A 26,960-nucleotide genomic window follows, 5' to 3' on the forward strand; every position below is an offset into this window, starting at 1 on the left:
CAAAATCGTGAGGGAAACCGTGGAGGTTCGAGTCCTCTCACCGGCATCTATTTCGGGATGTAGCTCAGCTTGGTAGAGCACCTGGTTTGGGACCAGGGGGTCGCATGTTCAAATCGTGTCATCCCGACCATTTTTTTGCGGGTGTAGTTCAATGGTAGAACTCCAGCCTTCCAAGCTGGTAGCGTGGGTTCGATTCCCATCACCCGCTTTATATAGATGAAAAAGAGATGGCTTATGCCATCTCTTTTTTTGTATTTAGTAAACTATTGTTTCCCGTTAGATTACGGCCGTTTATAATAGCTCCTCTAGTTAATTCAGTTAATGCACGGGTAGGACCTTGATTAATGTTTATTTTTTGCTCTAAAAGGTTTGTAGAAGGCGCGAATGTCCTGAGCTAAAAGCTCAGGCTCTTCCACGACAGTAAAATGCCCGCCACGAGTTATTGAAGGCTAGCGAGTTACATTTAGGTTGCGCACTGCCCATTCTTTAGGCGATAACCATATATCTGCTGGGAATAATGCAATTCCGGTGGGCACCTTTATGTAGGCCAATGGCGGTAAAGAATGTGAATTTTCATAATACATACGTGTATAGATGGCTGCATTGGCCTTATGTGAAAAATAAGGGCGTCATAAAATGAGTCCATTGTTCGATATCTTTGTTCAGCATCTGGAGCAGTCAGGAGTGCCCGATAGGAGCGTATCAGATGGATAAGAGAAGACAAAGACTATATAGCAACATAGAAAAATCAGTGAGACAAGCAGGATTCAGTAAACAGCCAAAGAAATCCCAATGCGATACTGGGTGTTGCTAAAACGGCGGGGGATAAGTCCCCCGGATAATCCGGGGGAAATAGATGGAATTAGTTTCTTCCCTATAGCTCTGTTCAATGATCATCTTATGACCTAGTTAATCTAGACACGTTCTGTAGGCTTCATATACAGATAGCGAACTTTTTATCTGGGATCTTTTTTGATCAGTCCGTTATATTGAGTATCAAGAAGGGGATCTACTTTACTGTTTGTGAGACTGGTTGGGTAGGGCTGAACAATCGGTCAAAGCGGCGCATCAATCCTTCAAGCGGACCAACAGGAAGCTTAGCAAACATCAATCCCAGCAGCAGTGTTGCCACTGCGATCATTACGTCGCCGAACGGAACTCCCTCCAGACTATGCCCGATTTTTGTAAAATCAAGAATCCAAACGACTACAAATTGAATGGCATACATGGTCAGAGCCACACGTCCGACTCCTGCGAAAGGCATTAATACAGCGGAAGCCTTTTTCGATACGAGGCACGCAACGCCCAATACTAGGAGTGAAATTCCTAATCCTATCATCGTCTGGAATGTCGAAGCGGTGTGCGGAGCCGTTCCCAAAAGGAGCTGCCACATCGGTGTTTCCGTATTTAGCGGCCAAATTGCGTATTCATCCGGCTGTACAGGAGAAACTCCCTGCACACTTATCAGCCATTGTTCAAAGTGAATATTCCAATTCGGAATTACAAAAGCGATCAGCACTTTGCCAATAACAAGCATAACGATACCGCCGCCTGCGAGTGAGAGGGCTGTACGTAATCTGGTGAGGTCAACGCGGCCAATGGCCATACCAGCAACAAACGCAGGAGTTAAGGCGAGAGCAGACATCGGACCTCCCGCGATATCACCAAGAAGATAAGCTTTTGAGAAAATGCTTAAGCCAAGAATCATTAGCGGTGGGGCCGTTACGAGCAAAACTGCTGCTGTTGTAACAATGGTGCGGGTCGAACGGCGAAATAACATGAGGGCCAACACAAACATAGCTGCATAGGCAGGCAAAATGATGCCATATGAAGTGTTCAGCATAATTAGCAAATAACCAATAATATCAACAAACACTGCACGGGCCAGCATTCGTGCACGAAAAGCGGCCACCTCTGCTCCCCGATCCATCATACGTTGTCCCATAATAGAATAGGAGATACCACCGCACAACACAAATAATAAGGTGGTCGTCCCGGAAACAAGCGCAGAAACGCTTGGATTTGATCCGAAATGCTGCAAATACATTCCCAGCACGGCCAGTCCACGCGCAGCGTCAAGCGCAACGAGACGCCCTTTGATGCTGTGTGTCTTTCTCCGTGGCTCTGTCACAGAGCTTTGTGGGGGATTATCGGTCTCTGTACCGTCATGAGATGGGGTAATCCCTAATGTGTCCACTGCTTTTTTATCCAAGTTATTAGCAACCGGATCTTTGATGTTTGTATCCCCTTCATATTCTCTGACAGATCTGCTTGTCAGTTTGATGCTGCTTAGCAAATTACATTCCTCCCTAAAATACTGAATTCATACATTCCATAATCCCTGTTGTAACAGGATTCATGTCACGCTTTAATCCAAATATAGCCTTCAGATGTCGCTAAAATTTGATCAAGTTGTAAACAAAATGTCACAGAGGACAATAACCCTTATCACAAAACAACCTTACTCACGGCTGATCACCGGAATAAGGTTGTTTGCAAAAAATCACTTAGGATTTGCTGGGTACGGCATTAAAAATGGAATTAGCCAGTAGTCGGAATTGCTGCTGCGAATGAGCGCCATTAGTTAGGTCGTTGGAGAAAACGGTAATATTCTTTTTGTTCTCCTTATAGGTGAAGGCCAGAATTTTTCCTCTTGCAGCATCGTGACCAGGCCACCAGCCCGCTTTGAAGAAGTTTTCTTTATTGCTAATGGTTGCAAGGACTTTTGCGGCTTTAGGTAGTTTTGTAATGTAAGAACCTGTAACGGTATAGAAGTATTCTTCGTTATCGTAAGGGGCGGTAATCATATGATCCTGTTGGACATTCGCCAGAAACACCCCTTCGTATCTTTCCCATGTTGGTCCAGCAAACGCAAATTGAGGAATCCAGTTTTTCACGTTACTCATCCCTGTATTTCCATAAGCAATGTATGGCTTTCCTTTCTCGACATGTTTATCGGAATCGAATGTATTCACCAGTACATCGGCATGCTGCTGATCTTCGGTCACTTTAAAACCGAGATTTTTGAGCACATAAGCCGATTCGCCGAGAGCGGCTACCGTGGAAGCTTTAAGAACTTTGCCAACGGGTCTGTTATTGCCGAATGCCGTTACATCAAGATAATATTTTGAGGCAAGCGGGTGCAGATCATCATAGGCGACTGCAAAGTCACCCGCTTCAAATCCTGTTCCGCTTTTGGATAGCATCGTAACCACTTTGCCGGCTTTAAGCAATTCATTAACCGTTTTGATGGCATCGTTATTGGTGTTTCGTATTAAAACATAGGCAGAGTCATCATTCGGCAATGATGTTGCCGGGATCGATACGGAAGTCACCAGAGAAGTTTTGCCCGCAAACACTCCGGCTTCTCGAACCACATCACGTTCAAATCCTCGCATGACTGGAAAATCCTGTACAATCTCGCCAGCTACGGAAGCATAATCTGAGATGTTAATACCGTCATATAAAACCATGTTTGCAATGCCGTGTTTGGCCTGGTGCATATTTATGATAAATGAACCGGCAGGGTAGGTCTTGCGAGCAACGCTCACAGCTTCTGTCGAGCGTTCAACCTTTACTCCATTGCGAATAAGATATTGAATCATCCGGTAGGCTTCTAACGGATTTTTCTGAAGACCTTTATCGGTCGGCAACACATAATACTCTGGGAAAAAGTTCTCATTACCGTGACGAGGGCGTCCGATGAACTGATTTTTTGCATTGACTAGATACCGATCTACGGAATGATCATCGATATTATTAATTCCACGTCCATATACTTTTAACTGATTCAAAAATAACTTTTCTTTCTTTTGCATAACAAAATCAGTTGCTGCAGCTATACTATAATACAGTGCTTTGGTCGACTCATCATTTAATTCAGGTATTTCTAGTGTATGTCCCATTGCACCATGATGCATGGCGTAGACGGCTGTATAGGCTGGGGACGCATCATCCCATCCCGAAGCAGTTCCCTTGGAAACATATTTAGGATTTTCGACCGTTTTACGATGTTCTTCATAAGGAATATGGTAGTAATCATACTTCGTGTTTGCTATACCTGCTTCACCCATCGCTTTGGCCTGTTCTACCATGTTATCTATAAGCAGATCGTATTCAATATTCGGATCGTGAGGCGGTGTGGTAGGCTCGATCAGAAAGTTCTTATCAAACCCATGCAGATCTAGGAAAGAAATCGGCGACCATTTGGCGATTTGCTCTGTGATGCTGCGTGTTTCAGGCTGGGTTTGATAGGAATTATCCCGATTCAAGTCAAAGTATTCTGCATTATAACGGTCGGTATGAACCCTTCCATCTGGATTTTCCGTATACAGGAACAGGAAAAACACATGTTCAAGCGCATCATCCATATTCAGAGTTACCGTACTCGATTTTCCATTGGACGAGGTGGTCTTGTACGCAACATTTTTATCAAGGGCCATGGTCTTGAAATAATTGATAATCGCATCAAAGCCTGGCGCTTCATTCGGATGAATATTGTTGATCCAGATGGGCACTTGATAATCTCCGAATGCACCGGATTGAATATCGTTCTCCAGCTTTGCAGGATCATTCAGCATGGCAGGGTGAGTTACATTCTGATATTTGTCAATCGTTGCTTGATCTTTGGCAAGCACAGTCATATAAATATCGCGGCCTTCAACGGATTTGCCGATTGACATCGTTTTAATGTATCTGTTGTTTTTTTGAGCTGCCTGTGCCGTAATCGCATCAATCTCCGGCTTCAGTTCATCATAGGTACGGAAGCTGTCGTATGGGACCAACTTAATGGGGGCCTGGGCAACGGTTTTGCCGTTGACTGCTGCAGCCAGTTCATAGGTTCCCATCAATGAGGCGTACAGTGGACGCTGCAGACTCGGTTCGGCAAGATTCTCCGTACCATAAGTAAGACCGAAATTGATATTGGCAGTGACTTCTCCATTTTCTGCTTTGATCTGAGTAACGGTGATAAAGGGGGCGCCATTATAATCGCGATTCTTGTACGATTTCCATTCCGATAATGGCTTGCCACCATAGGTCCAGCCTATTTTCTTTATATCGGTGCCCTTCGGAAGCTTAAATCTAGCTTTAATGGTTCTTTTCTTCGTCATGGATGCCACATGGCTATCCAATTTCAGTGTCGGGGTATTTTTAACCTGCGTTGAAATTGTTTTTGTTGGTTGACTCTTATCGTTCAACAACGTGCTTTTTGCACGTTGTACAGCATCAGCCATAGCCGTGTGCGGAGCAGTGATCTCCAGAAGCATGGCGGCGGATATGGTTAATGCCAAGCAGAACCTTACAATCGGTTTTGTACCCATTCTTTTTCCCCCTATTTATAACCGAAAGACCATGTTGTACTCTTCTTTATTCACAAAGAGCATTTAACAGACTATTTTCCGGCAAATTATGATTTTATATATTTTCCAATCCTATTCAAAATCTGTTTTCTGCTTCTGTCCCGAAGAATTGTCTGTAATCGAATGAGAAGCGTCGGAGTTTATAATGCTTTGCACAAATTGCTTCAAATCCGTTCGACTTTTTACATCCAGAACAGCCGCTTTGCCCACATAAGTTTCTTTTAATAGCTTCATTGGCGGTAGTTGTTCATTTCCATTTAATGTACTTTGATACCCTACTGAAGCTAAATTCCACATATCAGAGACTGACAAATTGGTATCGATATACGGACTGATTTCCTCTAGAATAGAAGGGAGCTTCATGATGGAAGTCGTTGTTTTTACCTTCTCGGCTAATGCCGTGATAAATTGCCGCTGTCTTTCTGTTCTGGAATAATCGGACATGGCATCATGACGAAAACGGACATATTGAAGCGCTGTTTTGCCGTCGAAATGCTGCTGTCCCTGCCTTAAATTAATATCATATTTATGCTGATCAGCTTTGCTCTCATAGTACATATCCTTTTCGACATAAAAATCGAGTCCGCCTACAGCATCCACGAGTTTAATAAACCCCTGGAAATCCGTGTATACATAAAAATGAACTGGCACTCCCAGCAATTCGCTGGCTGCTTTCATCGCCGTATCTGGACCATGCGTAACAGCGGTATTAATTCGATTTTTGCCGTACCCGGGAATATCCGTATAAGTGTCCCGAAGAATCGAAAACACATGAATACGCTTATCGGTAGGGTTCAACGAAACGACCATCATGCTATCGGATCGGGGTACACTCCCCTTGTTATTCTCGCGGCTGTCCACGCCCATCAGCAATATATTGACAGGTTCGGTTCCCTCCCATGCCGGGGCTTTTAGTGCTTCGACTTTATCAGTGCTCACTTTAACAAATGGCGAGTTTTCCGGGGTTTTACTAAGTCCTTCTAACCCTTTGTAAATGGAAAAGAAATAATAAAAGATAAAGCTTACAGCAGCGAGTCCAAGTAACAACGTTACAATCAATATCCTCTTTTTCCTCTGTGTCATGTCATTCTTCCTTTCTAGATGTATAGACGCGCATGTCCCTTTCTGTATTAAGATTTTTGCAAGGCTGCTACGAGGAGTGAAGTGTAATATCGGCTACCATCTGGTTTTAAATGGACACCATCTTTATAAAAGTATTCATCTTTGCCTGCACTGGCCGAATGCCAGTCCACTACGCTGACGTTGCTAAATTCATCGGCGACCTGTGCAATCGTGTCATTCACCGTGTTTTGCCATCCTTTCGGAACCCGGGTGGTGACCAAGATTACCTGTTTGGCTCCGGAAAGGGATTGCAGTACATCGTGCAATTGATTTTTACTAAACGGACCGTTGGTGCCGAGTTCGATAATGACCTGGTCTCCCAGTTTGCCTTGGGCGGCCAATTCATTAATGACTTTTACCGCTTGAGACATCTGCCGGCCAACCTTGCCATCAACCGTCATCTTCGGAAGCTGCTCTTTTAAATAAGGCTCAATTCCGACCGTAACCGAATCTCCAATCATCGTAACGCCCTCGCCGTTTGAGGAAGCGGATGGTTGAGCTTGTTCTCCGCTGGTACTGGAAGCCGTACGCTTTTGTGCAGCAGGCTGCATCGCATCAAGATTGTATAGAGAAGAGTCCTTGCTGCGGGATTCGTTATCATCTGAATTTTGCTTTGCGTGCATATGGAGACCTATGGCTCCTAATAAGATAAGGATAATCATAAATCCCCATAATCCGCTTACCATCCATCCGTTTTTTTTGTTCATTCCTAGTTCATCCTTTCCTTTAACATGCTAGTAGGTTTTATCTTGTTTGATCGCATCAATCAATAACGAAGCATAATACTGAGCGCCTTCTGGTTTCAGATGAACGCCATCGCCATAAAATAGATCGTCCCGGTTTTCGCTGGCTGAATACCAGTCGATAAGCCGGACATTTTGAAATTCACTAGCAATTTCACGCAGATTGTCATTGACGGTATTCTGCCATCCTCTGGGCACTCTGGTTGTTATCAGATAAATTTGCCGGGAGTCCTGCAGTGAAGCCAGCAAGGACTTCAGTTGACTCTGATTAAAAACGCCGTTGGTGCCGAGTTCAATAATAATTTTATGGCCAAGTTTCTCCTGTGCCCGCAGGTCATCAAGCACACTTTTGGCCTGCGACATTTGCCGTCCCACCTTGCCATCAATGATGATACCGGGGAGCTGTTTTTCCAGAAATGGGGCGGCATCCAGAATAACGGAATCTCCAATCGCTGTGACCCCTTCTCCTTCTGCGGAATGATCTGTATTTTCAGCAGAAGGATTTTCATCGGAACAGCCGCATTGCAGCTTTTCTGTCCGGACGGGATCTCGGTTTACAGCTGCTGGCGCATCAGGCACAGAATCTGGAGCTGGTGAATCCGACTTCCATGATGTCAGGACCAGAATGATGGCGATAACAATGACGACCAGGCCTAGTTGGCTGCCAGCGCCTGACCTGCGGAGTGTTTTTAAACCGGCCCAAAAGTTCCCACGGCGGATAGGCTCTTCGATATATCTGTAGGAAAGACCCGCCATTATGAAGCTGGCCGTTACCTGCAGAGCCATGCGTATATAGCTGGCATCTTCGGTATTTACCAGTGGGCTTGATAAAATAATGATCGGATAATGCCATATATACAGACTGTAAGATCGCTTACCGATCCAGCTTAGAGGCCGGCAGCCGAGCCATCGTTCCAGTCGGTTGGCTGGATGAACCAGTACAGCAATAACAACCGCCGTAATGAGTGATAAATAAAGAAAACCGCCGCGATATAGCGAATCATCATACTCGTTGGTCTGAGCGATCAGGATAAACAGCATTACCATGCCCAGCACACCAGTCATATCCAGCATGGTCCGGGACGAAGAAGATACATTGTCGCTCAGTCTCCAACTAGGCCAGACTACCGCCAGAGCTGCTCCGATCAAAATGGCAAACGCCCGCGTATCCGTCCCGTAATATACCCTGCTCGGATCGGTTCCGGGTTCGTATATAACGGCCATGGCTATGGCGGATACGACGGCGCAACTCAGAATGTATAACATCAGTCTGCCTCGTCGCGGCGCAAGGCACAGACCGATCAGTAGAACAAGCGGCCAGATGACGTAAAACTGTTCCTCAATGGAAAGTGACCAGAGGTGCCCAATTGGAGAAGGCGGGCCAAAGCTCTCAAAATATGAAACATGATGAAAAATGAGATACCAGTTGTTTACGTAAAAAAGCGAGGATACAAAATGGCCTTCTAATGCTTGCAGTCTGGAAAAATCGGTAATTAAAAGCCACAATGCCACTGCAGTCAGCATAAAGAGCATTGCCGGCAGTAGTCTGCGCATTCGTCTGATCCAGAACCGCACAATGGAAAAACCGTTGCGTGTCCTCCATTCATAAAGGATCTGATCCGTAATCAGATAGCCTGACAGGACGAAGAAAATCTCCACCCCCAGCAGCCCACCCTCTGCCCATCTCAAATGAAGATGATAAGCAATAACAGCAAGCACGGAGATGGCCCTTAGCCCGTCCAGACCGGTCATATAACGTTTTATGGGTTGATTCAGGTGCAGATTAGGATTTTCATTCACTATGGTCCATTCCTTGTCCTTATAGGCTAATGATCTTGCTTCATTTACTATAGAAAAAAGATGTCGCAAAAGTTTGATCAACATGTAAACAAATTGTCACAACGGTTGCAAAAAGAAAAACCTTATCCCGGCTCAACAACCGAAATAAGGTTTTTACATCTACAAATATAGTGATCCTAATCGCTATTTCAATTCAATGATCAATGACTCCTTGCTAGAAGAATCTGTTGGTGCAGTCTGCGAGGAATCCAACTGTTTTTGTCCTTGAAGCAGTACACTTTTATTGTTCAGATTCCAGTATATATGTGTCGGTACAATTCCGCGATACACCGGTTCCTTATACAGTATATTTCTTCCCTGCACCTTGGCTACGTAAGTGACATTTTGATCATACACGGTGTATGCGATATTTTTCCTGTCAGGCGAAAATTCAAAATCAAGCACTTTTTCCAAAATGACAGAGAGCTCGCCGTTTCGCTGATCATATTCGTACAATGAATTATCCGTTCCGAGAAACACAAACTGGTCGTTATTCATCCAGGCTACTGAATCTCCACCAATCTGACGCTCGTATTGAAATTCAATATTCTTTCCCGAAATCTTCCCTAGGGTTAGCACCTTTTTCTGACCTTGTTTTGCACCAAATAACTGTAGCAGTACGCTGCGGCCATCATTTGCAAGGTTAACACTCAAAAGTGTGTCTTCCTTTAGGATCCCTTTTAACTGATATTTGCTGGAAGTTTGAGACCCAACATCGTAGATGTATAGGCTATCAGCTCCATGATCAACCAGGTTTTCTACCAGGTAGCTGATATACGAACTGTTGGACGACCAGGAAACATATTGTACATAAGATTCGTTCCTGGTGCTGATCCTGTCTATTTCCTTTTCCTTGCCATCCTGCAAGGAAATAAGCTTTAAGGTTGTCTCCGAGGAAGAAGGGGAAACTTCGCAAATATATTTCCCATCGGGGGAAAGTATCGTATTGGAAGTTACCTTGTCGATTTCGGATATGACCTTGCTTTGCTCATACGGATAAGTTAAACGTTCCAGCGTGCCTCGCTTCAGTATGGTCATGGCCCCGAACGATGCGATGATGGCATCTCCAGACGACCAGCCCAGCAGCTGGCCCCGATTTGCAAAACGATCCGGAAGCCGATATATTTTTTGGACCTGAAACGGACGAGAGCTTTGATCGGTACTGGAAACTTCATTGCTGTCGGCGATGACAACGGTCTCTGTTTTTGGTTCTGAACCGCATGCTGACAGCAGTAATACTACGAGAGATACGACCAGCACCCTAACAACATATTTATTGCCCATTATTCATTCTCCGTTCTCCGAGGTTTCCAGAGCTTTAAATTCCACCGTAACGATGGTTTCATTATGCTCGTTGGTAATCAAGATGGAACCCGAAAATTCTTCAACGATAGATTTCACAATGCTGAGCCCCAATCCTACACTACCTTCTTCTGCACTATCTGAATGAGCCAGATAAAATGGCTGTACCAGGCGTGACAGATGTTCTGCCTCAATCGGATCGCTTGGATTGTTGAAGATCAAGCGGATCTTATCTTCTGCTCGCACTGCTTTTACTGATACTGTCGAAAACGGCAAACTGTATTTAATCGCATTATCTATTAAATTGATGAACAACTGTCTGATTCTATCCCTATCTGCCAGCATGATTAATTCCTCATTAATTTCATATTCAATGGTCTTTTTATAGCGCTGTGCCCGGATCATCATCGATTCACACACATCCTGCAGGATCAGCCCGATATCCACCCGATCAAGCTCATGGAGCATGATATTTTTGCGTGAAACTTCCAGCAGTTTTAGCACCATCGTATGCAGGCGCCTGCTCTCCTCGATAATATGATTCATTCCTTTGTCAAAAAAAGCACGGTCTTTCTCACCGTTCAACCTGATCAGCTCTGCATATCCCAGAATGGAGGTTAACGGCGTTTTTAGTTCATGGGTAATATTGTCAAAGAAGCGCTTTTCCTGCTGGTGAAGCTGTTTCAAATGGTCGCGGTCCTTCTCAATAATATGGATTTGTCTACTAATTTGATTAATCATGTCGTTAAAATTCTCAGCCAGTCGGCCAATTTCATCCCTGCGTTTAAAATGAAGACGGATATCCAGGTTCCCGTTTTTCACTTCGGTGGATGCTTGTGTCAGTCTGGTCAGCGGGATGGTAATATGCCTGGAAAGAATATAGGAAAACAGAAAGGCTGCCGCAAAAATCGCCAGGGCAATATAGAGGGTAATCTGCCGAATCTGTCCAGTTTGTTCATAGAGTGAGCTGAAATCTTTGTAAAAACGCAGGATGCCCACCTTTGAACCATCTATAACAACCGGATAGGAGAAAAGGACAGTTGTCTTATGACGATCATAAGTAATACTGTACGCTGCATTGCCATCAATCGCCTGCTGCAGATCGCTTTGCATTGGCTGCTGAAATATGGAGCTGTCTGGGGCATAAAGCAATTTGCCTTCCACCGTATACACGCCAATACTGCTGTCCGTGGTATGGTTCAGATTAGTGGCTATCTCCTTGGCAATCTCCCCAAAATATAGTTCATTGCTGCTGAAATGATTAATTAGGAAAGCCTGGCGCACATACACATTGCTGTTATTTTTCAGTCCGATCAGCTCGGAAGTAACCAGATTCTGATTGCTTGTCCGGATAAATTCCTTGACTGTCTGATTAAGCACGACAAAAGAAAGCGAAAAAATCAGAAAAAAACCGATCAGAAATTTAATGCTGATTTTACGTATCATGCGTATCCACCCATTTTTTAAAATTTGCGTCCAATTCCAAAGAAGGTGGTAATGCATGTGGTGGCCCGTACGAAAGTAAGTTGGCAATCGGAGCATCATCTTCAATAATAAGAACCTTTGCTTTATTCATCGTAAACCTCATCTCTTTATTTAATACGGCGGGTTCATAACATCGTCCATTATATTAATCATTAAGGAGAAAACAATCAAATGTATAATGAGAGAATCGGCAGCCCCGATAGACTAAAAAAAGACCAAAAGGACCAAAAAGACACGGTTCCTATGCGGAGAACGTGTCTTTTTGGTCTATACTTCAACATGCGAGTATGCACGTTAAATATCCGTTGGTCAGATACGTACTTCCGTCTCGTCTGGAACGAACTGACGATATTGAAAATACATACGAAGCCGCCAGTGTAACAAGGTCCCGAAGGCTAGGATGAAAAATAGCCCCGCTGTTTGCGGAATGGTAATGTAATGCTGAATAAATTCATGCAGCAGCAATCGGACGATCAGCAGGCTGATCAGGATAAAAAAGAAGGTGCGCGAGCGTTGCACGAAAACCAGCCCTTCTTGCAACTCAAATTTAGTGCTGCGGATCAACGGGTAGGAAAAAATAAACCAGCCGACCAGAAAAGCGCCCAGCGCCCAAAGCCAGGGAACCCGTACTTCCGGTACCACAAACATCATAAAACCGGTGCTCATGCCGAGCGGAGGAATGATAATTTTTTTGGCATTAATTGGGCGATGACCTGTCTTCATACGGATGAAAATAGCCGATATAGCGATTAAGATCATACCGAAAGTTGCGCCATATTGCAGCAATGGGGTGCTGATATGAAACATGGACTGGCCCCCTCTATAAGGAATGTAAGCGTTATTGGACAGACTGCAAACCTTTTACATTATAGCACATATGCAATGGATATATTTAGTTACAGTCTTTCCTCCGGCAAGCGGATTATACGCCTCTTGGCGGTAACCGGCCCTATAATTGGGTCTCTTTCATCTTATGCGAGTTCTTGTGCTTGTACCTCTCCAGCAGCAGATTTTTTCTCTTGGCGCATGACATAACCCATCGCTGCAATAATAAGGATAAAAGCAATGAGTGCGAGAAAGGGAATAGTAATAAAATCCAACCAGTTCAGATAATCCTGTTCACAGGACACTCTGCCGCAGGCCGTTGAAGTTTGCGTGGCTGCTTTGGCGGCTGCATGGATACGCTGAATGATAAAATGATAGGCCGAAATGGCACCTCCAATGATAGCTAATGGCATAACGTAAATACGTATTTTTGTATCACCTCGAAAATATGCGATTCCGAGTAGAAGGGTCAGGGGATACATCAGAATACGCTGAAACCAGCACAGCTTACAAGGTTCATACCCCAAGATTTCGCTGAGATACAGACTGCCCAATGTGGCCACACAAGCTACAACCCAGGCGGCAAATAAAGCAATATCCGTTTTTTTAAACGATCCGATCATAGTAACGCTCCTTTTTTAATTCAAATGAGAACAGTATGAACTCATCGTGTCTTGTCCCATCGACAGGCATTGCCGATATGTAGGTCTTTATCCGTATTGTACTGTATTTTGAGTGCAGGGTCATACTTAAACATATTGACATCATTCACTATCATTTTTATAATTGCAGTAGTTTGGGAAGTTAATGAAGATTCAAGATATATATTAAATTAGGAGTGTGCCCAGAATGTCGAGCAGCCGGAAAAATGAAACCTTATCTGTTATTAGTGAAAGACACGCGGTAAAAAGCTATGTAAAGGATTTTAAAATGCCAGAGGAAGATCTGGAAGCAATCTTGACTGCCGCGGTAGAAGCTCCTTCCGCATGGAACCTTCAACATTGGAAATTCCTTGTTATCGAAAGCGAAGCGGACAAACAAAAATTGTTGCCTATCGCCTACAACCAAGGTCAAGTAGCAGAGAGCTCTGTTACGATTGCCGTACTGGGTGATCTGGAAGCAAACCGTAATGCTGTCATTTATGATCAAGCGGTAGAAGCAGGCGCATTGCCAGCGGAAATCCGTGACGCATTGGTAGGACAAATCAATGGCGCGTACCAAAACCCGCAGGTAGCTCGCGATGCAGCGATCCTGAACTCTGCTCTTGCAGCACAAAACATTATGCTGGCTGCTAAATCTTTGGGCTACGATACTTGTGCAATGGGCGGATTTATTCCAGCACAATTGATCGAGCAATTCAATATTCCGGCACGTTACCTGCCAACCATGCTTATTAGTGTAGGTAAAGCACAAGTACCAGCACGTCCATCAGGACGTTTCCCACTGTCTGACGTTGTTGTAAAAGGCAGCTTCTAAGAAGAATAGTGAATATAAAAGGGTGTTCCTGCAACCATTGTGGTGAGGAACACCCTTTTTTACGTCGTTTTGAACTGTCAGAATCCTTTTATTTCGTACCTCGCTTAGTCTGAGCGTTTGGACACGAGATACACCAGCTCCAGCGTCAGGATCGGTAGAAAAACAGAAGCTGGATAGGCCAGATAGCGCGGCTCCCACTGCGGCTTGAACTTATCCTTGAAGCGTCGAAGCCCCTGGAAGCCGTAAAAATGTCCTCCGTATTGAAAAACAAGTCGAGCCAGCTTTTCCTCACGCAATGCCTTTTCGCTTTGTCCTACCTGAGACAGCGGTGCCATGCCCAGGTTAAATGTCGTATATCCACTCTCCTTGGCCCACTCAATGACCCGTGTAAATAAGTAATCCATCGTTCCATTGGGTGTGTCGGGCAGGTGACGCATCAGATCGATAGAGACTGTCTGTCCATGATCATAAGCAGGGGCCATCGTGGCAAAAGCAATGACCTTCCCTTCAGAGTCCTTCAGCAATGCAATTGGAGCCAACTGAAGGTAAGATTCTTTGAACCAGCCGAGAGAATATCCTTTCTCCTTGCGTCCATCCAGCCAAATATTCGAAATATGACGTAACTCCTCAATTAATGACGCTTCTAGAGGAGGCTGGATCATTTCGAATGAATAGCCTTCGCGGTCAAAGCGATTTTTGGCGCTTCGCAGCGCCTGATTGCTTTTGCCCGTTAGTGTAAAGGACTCCAGCGGCACGAGCGCTTCCTCGCCCAATTTAAAAAAACGATAGCCGTTCTCGTGATAGATGGACAAATATTCCGGTGATGCCTGATAAAATACAGCCGTTAACGCATATCGATCCGCGAACCGTTGGAATTCCTGAATGGCTTCACTCACACGTTCTTTCGGACCGAGGGGGTCACCTAATACAATCAGTTTGTCCCGGCTGCGAGCATAGGGGAGAACCACCTGTTCGTCCTTGGTCCAATACAGATATTTATCGCCTAGAAAAAGCATATGAGAAACGAGATTACCACCCTGTCGTTCCAAAAATTCTTTTAGCTTAACCAGTTCCTGTGCGTCGGGGAGATTGCTGATGCTACGCTGAGGACGAAGAAAGAAATACACTGTCAGGAACACCCATGCCAAAATCAAACTAAATACGGCTGTAACTCCGTAATCGCTGCGGTTCATAAAAAAGTCCAGGTGGACCTTGGCATGTATATGACGCATAAATGGAGTGTTGGAGCCTGCCCCGATCATAAAATAAGCGCCGGTTACGAGTAGAGATAATCCGCCCCATATTAAAATATTGTGCCGATTCAGCGGCGCGCTGACCCGATAAAACCGTGAACGTGAAATCCACAGCATTAACGCTACGAATAGCAGGAATAAGGCTTCTTCAAAATCCAGACCTTTCGTGAAGGTGAAAATGGCTCCTGTCAGCAGCAGTATCAATGTTAGCCGCAATGCTCTGCGAATACGCAGAGAAATTCCGTGGGACAAAACGACAAGCATAATTCCGATGATGACCGAGATTTCATGCGATAAGCGCATAACGGGCAGAGTGAGCAAATGTTCAGCAAAACGGAGCCGATACAGTAGACCAGGCGTAGCGGCCGACAACAGAAGCACTACGCCGGAGATGAGTACCAGCTTCCCAAGCGCCCACACCCCCAGATCGGCTAAAAACCGAAATTGACCAGGCCAGCCCCATACCTTCTGCCAGGCATTCAGGGAGTAATCCCAGCCTGTCTCAGCGAGCTGGCTCAGGCGCTCGTTACGCGGGATCATTTCCAGCGCGGCTAATACCAGGCCGATGAGCCACGGAATAATGAAATAAAAGACGCGAAAGACCAGCAGCACAGCCAGCGCCCGGTCCGAGTTGGCTCCTGCCATTTGCAGCCCAAGCAAGGCAATAATATCGAATGCGCCGACGCCTCCGGGTGCAAGACTGATTAACCCTGCAATTGCGGCTATCACATAGATACCGAACACAGCATGGAGCGGCAGCTCATGGAGCAAGTGCGAGCCAATCCATGCAAAGGTAAGACCAGCCAGTAGCCATTCCAGCAAAGAGGCGCCAATGGAAGCAGAGATGGTGAACCAGGAGAGCTGTCCTTCTCCCTTGTTGAACCAGGTGGCATACCTTTTGGAGCGCTGCATGATCAGAAATAGAGGCAGGTACAGTGCCATTCCCCACAGCGCCCAATGCAGCCATGGATGAGCATTCAGCACAGGCTGCATGGGATATAGATGGACAATAGCGCCCCAAGCCAGCAAAGATAGTCCGGTAATAACGACAGGCGAAAGAAATACGACCGCCGAGGTGATAACACCCAATGGCACACCGCTCTTTTTATACAGCACAGTACGTAGTCCAGCTCCTGTAAAGCCTGCAAAGCCGAAGACATTATTGAAGGTATTGGAGATCCAGGCGTACCGGAATGTCGTTCCAGGCTTGACTTGAAGCTTAAAATGATGCCTGATTACATAATCGTAAGCACTCATAGCTGCCACGGCTGCTAGGGAGAATAAGCCAATTTCGATGAGAAATGCGGCATCCATTCGCCGCAGCTCATGAAGCATCCGTGCCAGATTAAAGTCTTTTAGCTCTCGTCCAGCCTCCCATATAATAAAAGCCAGTACAGCCAGCGGTAGCAAAATACGCGTTAATCGCTGCCTGTAGATGGTCATGATGTACTGTACGATTTTAAAGGATTGGATCGGTTTGTGATTTGACTTCATAGATTCACCTGCTTGAAAAAGGATAAGATTGAGACTGATAATGCGCGAAAACTTCCTGCCCAAATAAAAGGCTTCGTTATATTATACCTGTAATAATAGCTTGAATAACAACAGAAGGGTTACGAAATGGGAGTTCAGATTGATTGCTGTAAATAATTCCAATATAATGATGGAATACCTAGTAAATTGCTTGGCAATGGAGGCTGACTGGACATGAGTATATGGGATCGCAATCTTTTTATACGTCGTTTGGAACTATTGTGGCCTCCAGATGCTGACAAGAGCCAATACCCTTTTAATTTAAAGGCTCTTCAACAGTGGAATGAACTCAAATTCCATCCTTCCGTTACCTATATTGTTGGAGAAAACGGTGTAGGTAAATCGACGCTTATGGAGGCAATCGCGGTCGCATGGGGATTTAATCCAGAGGGGGGTACTAAAAATTTCAACTTTTCCACACAAGCCACGCATTCCTCGCTGTATGAGCATATCCGGTTGGTGAGAGGGATCGAAAAGCCAAGGGATGGCTTCTTTTTCCGGGCGGAGAGCTACTATAATGTAGCGACTCATATAGACGAGCTGGACCGCGAAGGAGGAGGGCGACCCATTCGAGATTCGTATGGGGGGAAGTCGCTGCATGAGCAGTCGCATGGCGAGTCTTTTTTTGCTGCATTTGTGCATCGGTTTGGAGGACAAGGATTGTATATTTTGGATGAGCCAGAGGCAGCACTCTCGCCCTTACGCCAGATGGCCATGCTTGCACGGATTCATGAGCTTGTGCAGCAGGGATCGCAGTTTATCATTTCTACACATTCCCCCATCCTGATGTCTTATCCAGATTCGGTTCTGTATCATCTGACACATGAAGGGATCGACACACGGACGCTGGAGGAAACCGATCATTACATCATCACCAAACAATTTCTGAATAACAAGGAAAAGTTGTTGCAGGAGCTGTTCGAAGATTCACCATAAGGATACAGGAAGTTTGGTGGTATCCACTTGATGAGGAGGAAACCGTATGAGTTCAAATCTCGATGTAGTTATTCAGCGGATATCGGCTTTCAAGGTAGCAGCGCTGACTGCGCAAGCCCCTTTTGCAGAATTGGGTGATGAGGTACGCAGACAGTGGCAACAAGTGCAACAGACCATTCCAGAGAACTACTCAGGTCGTCTGGACGCTGATATGGGCTATGTGTTAACTCCCCAATGGACAGTTGTTGAGGAGAGCGGTAGTACGGCGGTCAAGGTGGGCGTTAAAGTGTCTTCGTGGACAGAAGTACCGGATAGTCTTGAACGCATCGAGGTACCCGAAGGAGCGTATGCAGTGACCCGTTTTCAGGGAGATCGGGAACGATTGAATACGATTTATGATGACCTATTTGCTTGGTTGGATCGTAATGGCTATGAGCGTAATACGACAGAGGGGGTATATTGGATCGAGTCGAATCGGCTGAAGCCGGTAAACCCTTTTGATATTCCATCCTCAGAAATTCAGGAATTTGATTATGATATTGCGATCGCTATCGTACAAAAATAAAGGAGGGTGAATCGTTATAAGAGGGACAATCTCATGATTTAGTGGTTGTTCCTTTTTGCTACCTTGTCAAAGGTAACATTCAGGGTTATCGGAAGTATTTTATGATTGTTATTTGCCTCCCGCTCTATTAATATAATGAAGAGTTTTGCGGAAATGGTTGTAAAATAAGAAATTCGTATACGAAATAAAGAACCTGAGGAGGACAAAACGCAACATGTCGGATTCACAACAGTTGAAAATGGGGCCGCTCGTCATTTTGATGATTAATATGTTTATTGCCATGCTGGGGATTGGACTCATTATTCCGATCCTCCCCAAGTTCATGGGTTCCTTGGGAGGCAGTGGTGAAACGGGAGGCTATCTGGTTGCCGTGTTTGGCTTGACCCAGTTTATATTTTCGCCGTTAGCTGGGGAATGGTCCGATAAATACGGACGTAAAAAAATGATTATTATCGGTTTGGTCATCATGACGGTGTCTTCTGTATTGTTTGCGATTGGACACTCGTTGACGATGCTGTATATTTCCCGTTTGCTCGGGGGTGCAGGAGCGGCATTTATGATCCCTCCAATGATGGCTTATATTGCCGACATCACAACCGTCCATAACCGAGGCAGAGGAATGGGGCTGTTGGGGGCTGCTATGTCGCTTGGTTTTGTGATCGGTCCTGGTGTAGGCGGTTTGCTGGCAGATATCTCGCTTCGTACACCCTTGTACGTTTCGGCGGCGGTATCCGGTTTAGCGGCACTGATTTCATTGATTTTACTGCCCGAAACTCTGTCGTTGGAGAAGCAGTTGAAGTTTCGAAATGTTAAGGTGAAACGGGACAATGTGATTAAACAGTTTGCGCTGTCTTTCCGCAAGCCGTACTTTATGCTGCTGATTATGATATTCACGTTAACCTTTGGCCTGACGCATTTTGAAACGATGTTTCCGTTCTTTGTAACAGGCAAGTTTCATTACAATGAACGTGATATTGCTATCATTATTACGGTAGGTGCGTTAGTCGGAACTATAATTCAAGCCGTGGTCATTAGTCCGATGTTGAACCGTTTTGGTGAAAAAGGTGTGATTATCGGTTCTTTTCTGTTTTCTGCGATTTCCCTTGTGCTTATGTTGCTCTCAGGGAACTTTTATTATGTACTCGGAGTATCGCTTATCTTCTTTACCGCTACATCGTTGTTGCGGCCAGCCATTAATACGGCTTTATCCAAAATGGCAGGGGATGAGCAGGGAGTTGCAGCGGGGATGAACAATGCTTATATGAGTATTGGTAATATTCTGGGCCCTGCGCTTGCCGGTACATTGTTTGAGGTGCATATCAATTTGCCGTACATTTTTGGGGCGGTCATTCTCATGCTTAGTTTGGGGCTGGCTGTAAAATGGAAAAGTAGAGATACGCAATCCACAGCGGTTTAATGTTATCTGTAAACATAGTCTCTTTTGATGTGAACTGTGACGTTCTTATGAACCACAGATTGCAGCGGAAGAGGCTATTTTTTTGCATACATAGCCACATGTTAATGAAACGGCAGAATCTTGGGTAATAATGCATGATAAGTTTATAACCAGTCAAAAAGTAGAACTTAAAAGTCGGATAACTTGTGAGTAATACGCTAAAAGGAGCTGAGATCGGATGGAAGAGCGGAATGAGCAGTTATTTTATGTAGGAACTTATGCGTCTCGTGAGGAAAGAGGAATTTATATAGGCGCTTTGCATACGGACAATGGTGATTTGCGTATGGTTGGAGGTATGGAAGGAATCGAGAGACCTTCTTTTCTGGCACTGCATCCGAATGAGACAAAGTTGTATGCTGCCAGTGAGACAGAACAAAGCGAACTGTACACATATCAGGTGAACAACCAGACGGGGGAATTGCATCCTTTGGATCGAAAAGGAACGGAGGGAGCACATACTTGCTATGTATCCGTAACAACAGATGGACGATATGTGCTGGCTTCTAACTATTCTGGGGGCAATGCCGTTGTATTCCCTGCGACAGAAGCTGGAGGGTTGGGAGACATGTCGGGGCAGGTTCAGCATACGGGGTCAGGGATTCGCCAGGACCGTCAGGATGCGCCACATCCACACTCGATTATTCCTGATCCTTCAGGACAGTATGCTATGGTATGTGATCTGGGGCTGGATCAGATTATAGTATATCGTTTGACAGAGGATGGGAAATTGGTAACCCACCGTGAGACAGATTTGCCACCTGGTTCCGGCCCACGTCATCTGGTTTTTCATCCCTCCGGTCGATATGCCTTTGTCGCCAATGAATTGAATAATACCGTCGCTGTGTTTGGTTATAACGAACGTAATGGTAAGCTTACCTTGCTGCAAAGTCTGTCCACACTGCCAGAAGGCATTATCGATGTAGAAAATACAGCAGCGGATATTCGGATTACTCCCTGTGGACGTTTTCTGTATGTATCCAATCGAGGACATGACAGCATCGTACTCTACCATGTCGATCCAGACAGCGGCAAGCTGAAGACGATTGAATGGGCCGAGAGTTTCGGCAGTACGCCGCGTAACTTCACCATCTTGTCTGGTTATTTGCTAGTGGCGAATCAGGAGGGAAACAACATCGTATCCTTTGCTATCCATGGGAATGATGGACGGCTGACCCGAACGGGATATGTATTGGAGGTTCCTACACCAGTATGTATTGAATCTGTACGCTAATTACGCAGCGCATGGCAAAAAAGGGGCCGGTAAAAGAGGATAAGAAAGAAAGTAAAACACGGCGCTTTGTCTCCCAAGAAAGTCATGGGCAAAACGCCGTGTTCGGATTTTGAAGGGGTCTAATGATTACTTGCTGCTCTCGCCAGCTTCTACCGTTGTTGTTTTGGTATGATTTTCCGCAGGTTTGTAGTACAAACGGAACAGGATATCCTGGTTATAGTTACCGAATCCGGTACCGAACAGGGTTACCCCTCCAATATGCTGGGCATCATCCAAAATGGCGATACGGAATTTCCATTGCTTCTGGTCAATCAGCACGTCGCTTAGAGTCACATCGGATATCTGCTTGCCATCCATAAAGGTGCCTTCGGACGTAACGCGAAGTCTCTTAAGCAGGCCATACTGATTGATAAAGTCAGGCCACCATGAAGGTGTATATTTACCACGATTATCCCCAAAATCCCCTGGGCTGGTCCAAGTGCCCAAATTCACATCATTTAGGAAAAACGTGATGTCTGAAGGCCAATTATCATTGGTAAAAGGGGCCTCTGATGATAATTCCATCGAAATTTCCAGTTCCTCAGCTTTTTGACTGGACAATAGGAAATTCGGCACTTTATAATCCATATACCCTTGGCTAAACCACAGAATTTTGGAATTGAAGCGCTCAGGGTCCAAGAACGAACGAGGCTCATCGAATTCTCCGATAATCTTTTCGACGGTGGCTAGGCCGCAGGTGGACTGAATCTCAAAATCTGTAAAGTGTCCGACAGAAATCTCCGTCTGATGAAATTGCCGTACATCCTGCTGATAGCGTGGCATGGCGATTTCAATTTTGTCCGTAGCCAATGAGCATACCTTCTGAACCCCGCCTCGTCCGGGCAGCATTTTAGTCGAAATAATGGATGCTCTTTCCAACTTCTTAACATGCATTGTCATAATCGCACTACTGAGGCCCAGCGCTTCCGCCAGCTCACGTATATTCATCGGTTTCTCCGCAAGCAGAACAATCATATTCAGCCGAACCTCACTGGCCAGCGCTTCATAAACGGGAAGTGATTTTTCAGAAATGTCCAGTTGCATAATTCCTCCAATTCTAACGCACATCATAAATTGATGGTAGTTTAACATATATGGATTTTTTTCAATATTCATACATATAAAACGATATGATTTACATTTATATAAACAATATACCCTTTCCTTGATCGCTGGCACAAGCCTAACCCGGCAAAAAACCAAAAATTGTTCAAAAAACAGGACACCCCATGAACTCTTTCTTTGTGTGCTGGGATGTCCTGTGATGGTATGTGATTTGCGGGATGTATACGGGAACTATTTCAGGCGCAACGGGTGTTTAGGACCGCATATGTTCATCAGCCAAAGAAGATTCAGCGGTTGTATCTTTGTCAGTTGCATGTAATTCCTGGTGCCGCGAAGCATCGGCCTTCATCAAGCCGGGATGCCCCACATAAGGACGATCACTTCGTGAGCGGCCTCGGGTAAGTCGGAAGCCAATCAAGAACAGCACAAGCTGTACAGTCAGTATGTAGGGAGATGCTTCTGGCCCGAGCCACTGAAACAGGGCGACAACGGCGATGACCATGCACAACAGGCTTGTTGGGAAATGGGATGCCGTCACATCCAAATCATTTTGTCTACGCAGGGTCATCAGACGATAAACATACAGCAGGGCGATCAAGCCAGAAACGAACCTTATCCATGCATACCCTATAAGCCATGAGGCAGATTGTGCGGTGTCGGGCAGACTAACATCGACATGACTGTAGGTTATCAGTTCCACAACTAATCTTGAGATCAACCAGACGATTCCCGCCAGCGCCAGCGGACCGGCTGCTGGGCGCAATAGTTTCCATAATGCTGTTCCCCAGCCTGGAGCATGGGATTCCAGTAGAACAAGTCGCCGTTCCTCGATTAGTTTGTTCATTTCACGTTCCAGTGATTTGAGAAGCAATTCCCGGCGGAATGGATCACACTCCCGAAGGGAGGCTTGCACCTGCTCTTGAAGGTGAGGAGTCAAATAGGGGGCGGCCTTAGCCTCCTGAAGAGCATGGATAAGTCCATTCTGGTGCTGCTGCTTTTCGCTGTTGTTGATCGTGTTCTGGGTAGCAGTCTGGAGATAACCAGCTAACCGGCCATAGATACGCAGTGATTCCTGTAATTCTTCGAGCCGCTGCTGACGCGAATTGCGAAGCTGGGCTGCACTGTGAACATACAGCCATACCAGCAAGGACAACGCCAGCAGGAAGACGATCAGACCGGGTGAGATATATGCGGCTAATGCCGCGAAGTCCGTCGGGGACACCCGCAATCCCTCCTTCCATTGTTCTTTCTACACTATTGCACAGACCACACAGGCATTTCAAGGGCTTGTATATCTCTAACCAAGAACTATGAAGTATTTTTTGGTAAAATAGACAAGATTACAGCACGAAGGGGTGATTCGGCATGAATAAAAATATAGAAAATGCAACAGAACATCATGAGACATCGAATCAACCGTACGAGCTGCTTCGCGTAGATTACGCCATTCCAGCCGTCGAGGAATATCGTGCTTTACGCAAGGAGGCTGGTTTGTCGCAAATTACGGAAGAGGCGGCAGCCAAGGGCCCTGCCGAACAGCCTATTTGCTGTAACGCTACGGCTTGGACAGGAATTGATAGGGATGGGCCGAGTGAGCGGTGATGGCGGTGTGTTTTTTCTGGTTACAGATATTGCAGTCAAGCCTTCCCATCAGGGGAAGGGCTATGGGCGTAAGCTTATGGAAGAGATTATGGAGTATTTGAGACGGGAGGTTCCAGTGGGCAGCTTTGCAACGCTGATTGCCGATAAGCCAGCCGACCGGTTATATGCGCAGTTTGGCTTCCAACTGGTCAGTCCAAGTTCGGAAGGGATGTACTGGCGACAGCCAGAGGGATTGTAAGATGAAATCCTGTACGAGTTTGAGCTGGTTATAAAACGGATAAATAACAGTAAGAAAAATATAGATAGGAAGAAGGCACGTTAATATGAAAGTGATTATTTTCGGAGCAACCGGGACAATTGGCAAAGCGTTAGTAAAGGAAGCGATCAAGCGTAAATATGAGGTGACGGCGGCAGTGCGCGATCCGCAACGAGTGACGGAGCAAAGTGAACATTTGACGGTGGTTCAGGTAGATATTCTAAACCCGAATTCCGTTTCAGAGGTAGCCAAAGGGCACGATGCTATCATTAGCGCCTATGGTCCCAAGTTTGGAGCTGAGGAGGAACTGCTCGAAGCAACTCGTTCCTTACTGGAAGGAACTCGGCGTTCCGGCGCGGAGCGCATACTTGTGGTTGGCGGAGCGGGCAGTCTGAAAACAGAAAACGGTGAACGCCTCATGGATACCGCTGAGTTTCCGGAGGAAATCAAGCCACTGGCGGCTGCACACGCTGATGCACTGGAGCTGTATCGTGCTGCGGATGTAGACTGGACATATTGTAGTCCTGCCGCAATTATTGAACCAGGAAAACGTACAGGACAGTTCCGTATTGGCTTGGATCATTTGGTGGTTGATGAGTTAGGCCATAGTCGTATCTCCGTTGAGGATTATGCGGTAGCCCTGATTGATGAATTAGTGGAAGGGGAATTTGTCAATTCTCGCTTTACCGTCGGGTATTAATCAAAGGGCTGGCTATATGGGAGGCGAAAAAGCATGTATATAGTGACCGCAGAACAAATGCGGCAACTGGATCGGTATACAATTGACAAGCTGGGGATCCCGGCCCTGACCTTGATGGAAAATGCCGGACGTGCAGTAGCTGACGAGGTGCTGAAGCTTTGTGCTGAGCGACGTGGAACAAGCGATGGCATAAATGAGGTCACACACACAGGACCGGGGGATATACCGGGACATGGCGGCGTCATACGGGCGGATTCATCGAGCCGAGGGGGATATGACGTCCATGAACGAGCACACTGGTATATCCTGGTAGGTAAAGGCAACAACGGCGGTGACGGACTGGTGGCAGCCCGCCATCTAACCGATGCAGGTCTGCGCGTCACCGTTGTATACGCCGACCCGCCTGCAACGCTGCACGGTGAAGCGGCTGCCCAGCGCGACATCATCGCGGCGCTGGATATCCCCGTTATCCTCTATGGACTGGATAACCTCGATCTGCGCGGTGCTTCCGGCATTGTCGATGCCCTGCTGGGCACGGGCACGCAAGGTCCACCGCGCGAACCTTACGCCTCGCTGATCCGCGAGGCTAATGCCAGCGGCGCGCCGCTCGTGTCGGTAGACGTGCCTAGCGGCCTTGACGCCGACACAGGTGCGCTACACGAGCCGTGCATTCGTGCGCGCGTCACCGTATGCCTGGCCTACTTGAAGTGTGGGCTCGCCCAATATCCAGGCGCTGGAACCGCTGGCGATGTGGTGGTACGCTACATCGGTATTCCGCCCGGCCTTGCCCGTGAGTGCGGTGTGCAGCTGCGGCTCCTGACCAGCGATACGCTGCGCGACGCGCTGGACGTGGATGTCAGCCGTAGCCGTGTGCCGGACGGGCACAAGGGCACCTACGGCCATGTTCTGGTCGCAGGCGGGAGCCTGCGGATGAGCGGTGCGGGCCTGCTGGCCGCACGTGCCGCCTTGCGCATCGGCAGCGGCCTTGTGACGTGGGCGGTGCCCGAGGCGCTGCTTCCGCGCGTCATTGGCGCCGCACCAGAGCTGATGCTCGCTGCCGCAGCAACAGGCAGAGACGGCGAATGGAACGCCGACTCCGCAGATGAGCTGCTACAGCTTGCGCAGGCGCGCGATGTGCTGGCCGTCGGGCCCGGCCTCGGCCGCTTCGCAGGGGACACTGGCTGGCTGCGCCGCCTGTGGGAGGAATACAGTGGTCCGCTCGTGCTTGATGCGGACGCCTTGAACATCCTTGCCTCGGCGGGGCCTGAGCTGGATGCCTGGAAGTCGAGAGATGCGGCGGTCGTGCTGACGCCGCACCCCGGCGAAATGGCTCGTCTGCTGGGCATATCGACAGCAGAGGTGCAGCGTGACCGTATCACCCATGCCCGGGAGTACGCCCGGACACGCGGGGTCACGCTGGTGCTCAAAGGAGCACGCACGGTCATTGCGTGTCCCGACGGAACGGCCTACGTCAATACCACAGGCCACGCCGGGATGGCGACAGGTGGTGCGGGCGATGTGCTGACAGGCATCATCGCAGGGTTGTTGGCCCAAGGCTTGAACGCTTCACAGGCAGCAGCCTTTGGCGTGTATCTGCATGGTGCGGCCGGAGAAACGGCCGCGCGCCATCGCCAGCATCCCGCCTCAGTGGTAGCAGGCGACATCATTGAAGCCCTATAATCCATAGCAGCAGTGGCAGGAGGAAGGCCAGCATGATCTGTACTCCATATTCACGGTTCAGCCAGTGCCTTCCCCCATAATAGAGCAGTGTAATCCCTGCACCTGCCATGCCGTTGCTCCACGAGATGCCCGTTCCAGCAGGCGACATCAAAGACCCCAGCAGAAGAAAGACACTGAACCCTACGGCAAGGTATAGCGTGAACTGCTCAGGCTTACGAAGCCAGGGTAAAAGATCACGTAGTGCATCAGCGGCAAGAGCTGCCGGAAGGGCAAAGCCATAGGCCCATAACTGCGCGGTCAGTTCACCGCTATTGCCTGCTATACTCACAGGTAATCCCGTTATTTCCTCTGTCAGATAGCAGTAGACCCATAACAGACCAAAAACCAATCCTCCACAGGCAAGCTTATTCAGAGCATAACAACCAAGCTCCATCCGCCAAGGCATTTTAGAATTAAATTCATTCCAAGGCTGTCTCATATTGCGATTCCCTC

General features: G+C 46.8%; 21 protein-coding genes, 2 tRNA genes and 1 pseudogene. 10 read left to right on the forward strand and 14 right to left on the reverse strand.

What is annotated here, in order from left to right; all coding sequences use genetic code 11:
* Positions 1-53 precede the first annotated feature (53 nt).
* Positions 54-130, forward strand: a tRNA-Pro gene (locus ACN6NF_RS02110).
* A gap of 7 nt (positions 131-137) precedes the next feature.
* Positions 138-208, forward strand: a tRNA-Gly gene (locus tag ACN6NF_RS02115).
* A gap of 801 nt (positions 209-1,009) precedes the next feature.
* Here the strand turns inward: ACN6NF_RS02115 and ACN6NF_RS02120 are convergent.
* The 10 genes from ACN6NF_RS02120 to ACN6NF_RS02165 all read right to left on the reverse strand — a co-directional run bounded on the left by ACN6NF_RS02120 (position 1,010) and on the right by ACN6NF_RS02165 (position 13,299).
* Positions 1,010-2,296 carry a DUF418 domain-containing protein gene (locus ACN6NF_RS02120; protein ID WP_474314710.1) on the reverse strand — a complete coding sequence of 429 codons (1,287 nt, stop codon included), beginning with the start codon at positions 2,294-2,296 and terminating at the stop codon, positions 1,010-1,012.
* Positions 2,297-2,507: 211 nt separating this feature from the next.
* Positions 2,508-5,321 (reverse strand): M14 family metallopeptidase, encoded by a 2,814-nt coding sequence (locus ACN6NF_RS02125; RefSeq protein ID WP_474314712.1) that lies wholly within the window; start codon positions 5,319-5,321, stop codon positions 2,508-2,510.
* Between the two features lie 111 nt (positions 5,322-5,432).
* Positions 5,433-6,443 carry an LCP family protein gene (locus tag ACN6NF_RS02130; RefSeq protein WP_474314714.1) on the reverse strand — a complete coding sequence of 337 codons (1,011 nt, stop codon included), beginning with the start codon at positions 6,441-6,443 and terminating at the stop codon, positions 5,433-5,435.
* A gap of 47 nt (positions 6,444-6,490) precedes the next feature.
* Complete coding sequence (locus tag ACN6NF_RS02135) at positions 6,491-7,189, reverse strand: SGNH/GDSL hydrolase family protein (RefSeq protein WP_474314716.1); 699 nt, start codon at positions 7,187-7,189, stop codon at positions 6,491-6,493.
* Between the two features lie 27 nt (positions 7,190-7,216).
* Positions 7,217-9,025 (reverse strand): acyltransferase family protein, encoded by a 1,809-nt coding sequence (locus tag ACN6NF_RS02140; protein WP_474314719.1) that lies wholly within the window; start codon positions 9,023-9,025, stop codon positions 7,217-7,219.
* Between the two features lie 183 nt (positions 9,026-9,208).
* Positions 9,209-10,348 carry a hypothetical protein gene (locus ACN6NF_RS02145; RefSeq protein WP_474314720.1) on the reverse strand — a complete coding sequence of 380 codons (1,140 nt, stop codon included), beginning with the start codon at positions 10,346-10,348 and terminating at the stop codon, positions 9,209-9,211.
* Positions 10,349-10,351: 3 nt separating this feature from the next.
* Complete coding sequence (locus ACN6NF_RS02150) at positions 10,352-11,812, reverse strand: sensor histidine kinase (RefSeq protein ID WP_474314722.1); 1,461 nt, start codon at positions 11,810-11,812, stop codon at positions 10,352-10,354.
* Positions 11,802-11,942: a hypothetical protein gene (locus ACN6NF_RS02155; protein ID WP_474314724.1), complete on the reverse strand. Its 141-nt coding sequence runs from the start codon at positions 11,940-11,942 to the stop codon at positions 11,802-11,804. Before ACN6NF_RS02155 ends, ACN6NF_RS02150 begins: the two co-directional genes overlap by 11 nt.
* A gap of 218 nt (positions 11,943-12,160) precedes the next feature.
* On the reverse strand, positions 12,161-12,658 hold the full coding sequence (locus ACN6NF_RS02160; RefSeq protein ID WP_016819434.1) for a CcdC family protein: 498 nt from the start codon (positions 12,656-12,658) through the stop codon (positions 12,161-12,163).
* Positions 12,659-12,822: 164 nt separating this feature from the next.
* A complete protein-coding gene (locus tag ACN6NF_RS02165; protein WP_474314727.1) occupies positions 12,823-13,299 on the reverse strand; it encodes a disulfide oxidoreductase in 477 nt (158 codons plus the stop codon).
* Positions 13,300-13,525: 226 nt separating this feature from the next.
* On the opposite strand from ACN6NF_RS02165, the gene ACN6NF_RS02170 reads away from it, so the two are divergent.
* Positions 13,526-14,152 (forward strand): nitroreductase family protein, encoded by a 627-nt coding sequence (locus ACN6NF_RS02170; RefSeq protein ID WP_013369121.1) that lies wholly within the window; start codon positions 13,526-13,528, stop codon positions 14,150-14,152.
* 104 nt (positions 14,153-14,256) lie between these two features.
* Here the strand turns inward: ACN6NF_RS02170 and mprF are convergent, their stop codons facing one another.
* Entirely contained in the window at positions 14,257-16,899 is a 2,643-nt protein-coding gene (mprF, locus tag ACN6NF_RS02175) for a bifunctional lysylphosphatidylglycerol flippase/synthetase MprF (RefSeq protein WP_474314730.1), read from the reverse strand.
* 213 nt (positions 16,900-17,112) lie between these two features.
* Between mprF and ACN6NF_RS02180 the strand changes: the two genes are divergently transcribed.
* The 4 genes from ACN6NF_RS02180 to ACN6NF_RS02195 all read left to right on the forward strand — a co-directional run bounded on the left by ACN6NF_RS02180 (position 17,113) and on the right by ACN6NF_RS02195 (position 21,126).
* Positions 17,113-17,874: an AAA family ATPase gene (locus ACN6NF_RS02180; RefSeq protein WP_474314732.1), complete on the forward strand. Its 762-nt coding sequence runs from the start codon at positions 17,113-17,115 to the stop codon at positions 17,872-17,874.
* Between the two features lie 46 nt (positions 17,875-17,920).
* A complete protein-coding gene (locus tag ACN6NF_RS02185; protein ID WP_474314734.1) occupies positions 17,921-18,439 on the forward strand; it encodes a GyrI-like domain-containing protein in 519 nt (172 codons plus the stop codon).
* 214 nt (positions 18,440-18,653) lie between these two features.
* On the forward strand, positions 18,654-19,856 hold the full coding sequence (locus ACN6NF_RS02190) for an MFS transporter (protein WP_013369125.1): 1,203 nt from the start codon (positions 18,654-18,656) through the stop codon (positions 19,854-19,856).
* Between the two features lie 217 nt (positions 19,857-20,073).
* Complete coding sequence (locus tag ACN6NF_RS02195) at positions 20,074-21,126, forward strand: lactonase family protein (RefSeq protein ID WP_474314736.1); 1,053 nt, start codon at positions 20,074-20,076, stop codon at positions 21,124-21,126.
* Positions 21,127-21,252: 126 nt separating this feature from the next.
* On the opposite strand, the gene ACN6NF_RS02200 is transcribed toward ACN6NF_RS02195, so the two are convergent.
* Together ACN6NF_RS02200 and ACN6NF_RS02205 are read right to left on the reverse strand one after the other, a co-directional pair.
* Positions 21,253-22,209, reverse strand: coding sequence for an ArsR/SmtB family transcription factor (locus ACN6NF_RS02200; protein ID WP_031462727.1), 957 nt, complete (start codon positions 22,207-22,209; stop codon positions 21,253-21,255).
* Between the two features lie 274 nt (positions 22,210-22,483).
* Positions 22,484-23,452 (reverse strand): hypothetical protein, encoded by a 969-nt coding sequence (locus ACN6NF_RS02205; RefSeq protein WP_474314737.1) that lies wholly within the window; start codon positions 23,450-23,452, stop codon positions 22,484-22,486.
* A 143-nt stretch (positions 23,453-23,595) separates the two neighbouring features.
* Between ACN6NF_RS02205 and ACN6NF_RS02210 the strand changes: the two are divergent.
* The 3 genes and pseudogenes from ACN6NF_RS02210 to ACN6NF_RS02220 all read left to right on the forward strand — a co-directional run bounded on the left by ACN6NF_RS02210 (position 23,596) and on the right by ACN6NF_RS02220 (position 26,468).
* A pseudogene (locus ACN6NF_RS02210) lies at positions 23,596-24,070 on the forward strand (GNAT family N-acetyltransferase).
* 85 nt (positions 24,071-24,155) lie between these two features.
* Positions 24,156-24,788 (forward strand): NAD(P)-dependent oxidoreductase, encoded by a 633-nt coding sequence (locus tag ACN6NF_RS02215; RefSeq protein WP_474314739.1) that lies wholly within the window; start codon positions 24,156-24,158, stop codon positions 24,786-24,788.
* A gap of 33 nt (positions 24,789-24,821) precedes the next feature.
* The gene (locus tag ACN6NF_RS02220) at positions 24,822-26,468 is read left to right on the forward strand and encodes an NAD(P)H-hydrate dehydratase (protein WP_474314742.1); all 1,647 of its coding nucleotides are present in this window, start codon (positions 24,822-24,824) and stop codon (positions 26,466-26,468) included.
* Here ACN6NF_RS02220 and ACN6NF_RS02225 read toward each other — a convergent pair.
* Positions 26,452-26,946, reverse strand: a complete 495-nt coding sequence (locus tag ACN6NF_RS02225; RefSeq protein WP_019685967.1) for a hypothetical protein — start codon at positions 26,944-26,946, stop codon at positions 26,452-26,454. The two genes, ACN6NF_RS02220 and ACN6NF_RS02225, sit on opposite strands and share 17 nt — an antisense overlap.
* Between the last annotated feature and the right edge of the window lie 14 nt (positions 26,947-26,960).

This window comes from Paenibacillus sp. TSM33 (assembly GCF_056099025.1).

What these genes read in the sequence shown, in the direction of transcription:
- ACN6NF_RS02160 (WP_016819434.1), bottom strand. Translation starts at nt 12,658, where the DNA reads ATGTTTCATATCAGCACCCCATTGCTGCAATATGGCGCAACTTTCGGT.
- ACN6NF_RS02220 (WP_474314742.1), top strand. Translation starts at nt 24,822, where the DNA reads ATGTATATAGTGACCGCAGAACAAATGCGGCAACTGGATCGGTATACA.
- ACN6NF_RS02155 (WP_474314724.1), bottom strand. Translation starts at nt 11,942, where the DNA reads ATGAATAAAGCAAAGGTTCTTATTATTGAAGATGATGCTCCGATTGCC.
- mprF (WP_474314730.1), bottom strand. Translation starts at nt 16,899, where the DNA reads ATGAAGTCAAATCACAAACCGATCCAATCCTTTAAAATCGTACAGTAC.
- ACN6NF_RS02135 (WP_474314716.1), bottom strand. Translation starts at nt 7,189, where the DNA reads ATGAACAAAAAAAACGGATGGATGGTAAGCGGATTATGGGGATTTATG.
- ACN6NF_RS02225 (WP_019685967.1), bottom strand. Translation starts at nt 26,946, where the DNA reads ATGAGACAGCCTTGGAATGAATTTAATTCTAAAATGCCTTGGCGGATG.
- ACN6NF_RS02170 (WP_013369121.1), top strand. Translation starts at nt 13,526, where the DNA reads ATGTCGAGCAGCCGGAAAAATGAAACCTTATCTGTTATTAGTGAAAGA.
- ACN6NF_RS02165 (WP_474314727.1), bottom strand. Translation starts at nt 13,299, where the DNA reads ATGATCGGATCGTTTAAAAAAACGGATATTGCTTTATTTGCCGCCTGG.
- ACN6NF_RS02130 (WP_474314714.1), bottom strand. Translation starts at nt 6,443, where the DNA reads ATGACACAGAGGAAAAAGAGGATATTGATTGTAACGTTGTTACTTGGA.
- ACN6NF_RS02195 (WP_474314736.1), top strand. Translation starts at nt 20,074, where the DNA reads ATGGAAGAGCGGAATGAGCAGTTATTTTATGTAGGAACTTATGCGTCT.
- ACN6NF_RS02125 (WP_474314712.1), bottom strand. Translation starts at nt 5,321, where the DNA reads ATGGGTACAAAACCGATTGTAAGGTTCTGCTTGGCATTAACCATATCC.
- ACN6NF_RS02145 (WP_474314720.1), bottom strand. Translation starts at nt 10,348, where the DNA reads ATGGGCAATAAATATGTTGTTAGGGTGCTGGTCGTATCTCTCGTAGTA.
- ACN6NF_RS02215 (WP_474314739.1), top strand. Translation starts at nt 24,156, where the DNA reads ATGAAAGTGATTATTTTCGGAGCAACCGGGACAATTGGCAAAGCGTTA.
- ACN6NF_RS02150 (WP_474314722.1), bottom strand. Translation starts at nt 11,812, where the DNA reads ATGATACGTAAAATCAGCATTAAATTTCTGATCGGTTTTTTTCTGATT.
- ACN6NF_RS02180 (WP_474314732.1), top strand. Translation starts at nt 17,113, where the DNA reads ATGAGTATATGGGATCGCAATCTTTTTATACGTCGTTTGGAACTATTG.
- ACN6NF_RS02185 (WP_474314734.1), top strand. Translation starts at nt 17,921, where the DNA reads ATGAGTTCAAATCTCGATGTAGTTATTCAGCGGATATCGGCTTTCAAG.
- ACN6NF_RS02190 (WP_013369125.1), top strand. Translation starts at nt 18,654, where the DNA reads ATGTCGGATTCACAACAGTTGAAAATGGGGCCGCTCGTCATTTTGATG.
- ACN6NF_RS02200 (WP_031462727.1), bottom strand. Translation starts at nt 22,209, where the DNA reads ATGCAACTGGACATTTCTGAAAAATCACTTCCCGTTTATGAAGCGCTG.